This window comes from Metabacillus sp. 84, assembly GCF_050107715.1.
Taxonomy (GTDB): Bacteria; Bacillota; Bacilli; order Bacillales; family Bacillaceae; genus Metabacillus_B.
Map to the genome: position 1 here is coordinate 1 of NZ_JBNILN010000027.1, position 1341 is coordinate 1341.

Annotated in this window: 1 rRNA gene; it reads left to right on the top strand. The window is 55.1% G+C overall.

Features of this window, described 5'->3' with window-relative positions:
- Positions 1 to 1341, top strand: a 23S ribosomal RNA gene (locus ACQCV8_RS20100); the annotation flags it as partial.

Below are 1341 nucleotides of genomic sequence, written 5' to 3' on the forward strand. Positions count from 1 at the left end.
AAGTACCGAAGTTCCTGATTCCACACTGCCTAGAAAAGCTTCTAGCGAGGAAAATGGTGCCCGTACCGCAAACCGACACAGGTAGGCGAGGAGAGAATCCTAAGGTGATCGAGAGAACTCTCGTTAAGGAACTCGGCAAAATGACCCCGTAACTTCGGGAGAAGGGGTGCTCTTTAGGGTGAATAGCCTTGAAGAGCCGCAGTGAATAGGCCCAGGCGACTGTTTAGCAAAAACACAGGTCTCTGCGAAGCCGCAAGGCGAAGTATAGGGGCTGACGCCTGCCCGGTGCTGGAAGGTTAAGGGGAGAGGTTAGCGCAAGCGAAGCTTTGAACCGAAGCCCCAGTAAACGGCGGCCGTAACTATAACGGTCCTAAGGTAGCGAAATTCCTTGTCGGGTAAGTTCCGACCCGCACGAAAGGCGTAACGATCTGGGCACTGTCTCAACGAGAGACTCGGTGAAATTATAGTACCTGTGAAGATGCAGGTTACCCGCGACAGGACGGAAAGACCCCGTGGAGCTTTACTGCAGCCTGATATTGAATTTTGGCACAGCTTGTACAGGATAGGTAGGAGCCTTGGAAACCGGAGCGCCAGCTTCGGTGGAGGCATCGGTGGGATACTACCCTGGCTGTGTTGAACTTCTAACCCGCGGCCCTGATCGGGCCGGGAGACAGTGTCAGGCGGGCAGTTTGACTGGGGCGGTCGCCTCCTAAAATGTAACGGAGGCGCCCAAAGGTTCCCTCAGAATGGTTGGAAATCATTCGCAGAGTGTAAAGGCACAAGGGAGCTTGACTGCGAGACCTACAAGTCGAGCAGGGACGAAAGTCGGGCTTAGTGATCCGGTGGTTCCGCATGGAAGGGCCATCGCTCAACGGATAAAAGCTACCCCGGGGATAACAGGCTTATCTCCCCCAAGAGTCCACATCGACGGGGAGGTTTGGCACCTCGATGTCGGCTCATCGCATCCTGGGGCTGTAGTCGGTCCCAAGGGTTGGGCTGTTCGCCCATTAAAGCGGTACGCGAGCTGGGTTCAGAACGTCGTGAGACAGTTCGGTCCCTATCCGTCGCGGGCGCAGGAAATTTGAGAGGAGCTGTCCTTAGTACGAGAGGACCGGGATGGACGCACCGCTGGTGTACCAGTTGTCTTGCCAAAGGCATCGCTGGGTAGCTATGTGCGGACGGGATAAGTGCTGAAAGCATCTAAGCATGAAGCCCCCCTCAAGATGAGATTTCCCATTCTTTGAAGTAAGACCCCTGGAAGATGACCAGGTTGATAGGTCCGAGGTGGAAGCGTGGCGACATGTGCAGCTGACGGATACTAATCGGTCGAGGACTTAACCA